The 1,144-nt window shown below is 65.5% G+C and carries 1 protein-coding gene; it reads left to right on the top strand.

Going from position 1 to position 1,144, the window contains the following annotated elements:
• Position 1: 1 nt before the first annotated feature.
• Positions 2-1,144, top strand: a protein-coding gene (locus tag HUK38_RS14570; RefSeq protein ID WP_238787697.1) for an IS3 family transposase whose coding sequence is annotated in 2 segments (ribosomal slippage) — positions 2-254 and positions 254-1,144 — 1,144 coding nt annotated over the 2 segments. Because the reading frame shifts where the segments join, the coding sequence is not laid out codon by codon here. This gene is flagged as partial in the annotation.

The following is a 1,144-nucleotide window of genomic DNA, read 5'->3' as shown; positions in this document are numbered from 1 at the left end:
GATGAAGCGATCAAGGTTTACGGAAGAGCAGATTATTGGCGTGCTGCGCGAGCATGAGGCGGGGGCGAAGGCCGCCGATCTGGCGCGCAAGCACGGCGTCTCGGAAGCGACGCTGTACAATTGGAAGGCCAAATTCGGCGGGATGGATGCTTCGGAGGCCAAGCGACTACGGCAGCTCGAGGACGAGAACGCCAAGCTGAAGAAGCTGCTCGCCGAGCAGATGCTGGATGCCGCGGCGTTGCGCGAGCTTCTGTCAAAAAAATGGTAGGGCCCGCCGCCAAGCGCGAAGCCGTCGCGCACCTGCAGACCGTGATGGATCTGTCGGAGCGTCGGGCCTGCCAGATCGTGGGAGCGGACCGCAAGATGGTCCGCTATCGGTCCCACCGGCCGCCGGACACCGAGCTGCGTGCCCGGCTGCGCGACCTGGCGAACGAGCGGCGGCGGTTCGGCTACCGCCGGCTGTTCGTCCTGCTGCGACGTGAGGGCGAGCCCTCGGGCCTCAACCGCATTCACCGGCTCTATCGCGAAGAAGGGCTTTGCGTGCGCAAACGGCGGGCCCGGCGCAAGGCCGTCGGCACACGGGCCCCCATTCTGGTCGAGGCCAGGCCGAACGCGCGCTGGTCGATCGATTTTGTCCACGACCAGTTCGCCAATGGCCGGCGCTTCCGCGTCCTCAACATCGTCGACGATGTGACTAAGAAGTGCCTCGGTGCGATCCCGGACACCTCGATCCCCGGTCGGCGGGTGGCCCGTGAGATGACCGCGATCGTCGAACGGCACGGCAAGCCTGGGACGATCGTTTCCGATAACGGCACCGAGTTCACCTGCAACGCCATGCTCGCCTGGTGCCGGGACAACAACATCGACTGGCACTTCATCGCGCCCGGCAAGCCCATGCAGAACGGATTCGTCGAGAGCTTCAACGGCCGCATGCGTGACGAGCTTCTCAACGAGACGCTGTTCTTCGACCTCGACGACGCCCGTACCAAGATCGCCGCCTGGATCACCGACTACAACGACGAGCGGCCACACTCGGCGCTCGGCTACCTCACCCCGGCGGCCTATGCCGCCATCTTCACCGCAACGGGCGATCGGCTCCGCAACCCCGACCAGCTTCGCCGATCGCCCGTTGCTCGACATACGC

This window comes from Thiospirillum jenense, assembly GCF_014145225.1.
GTDB classification, from domain to species: Bacteria; Pseudomonadota; Gammaproteobacteria; order Chromatiales; family Chromatiaceae; genus Thiospirillum; species Thiospirillum jenense.
Note: the sequence above shows the minus strand (reverse complement) of the source record. Positions and strands in the feature narration are given on the sequence as shown.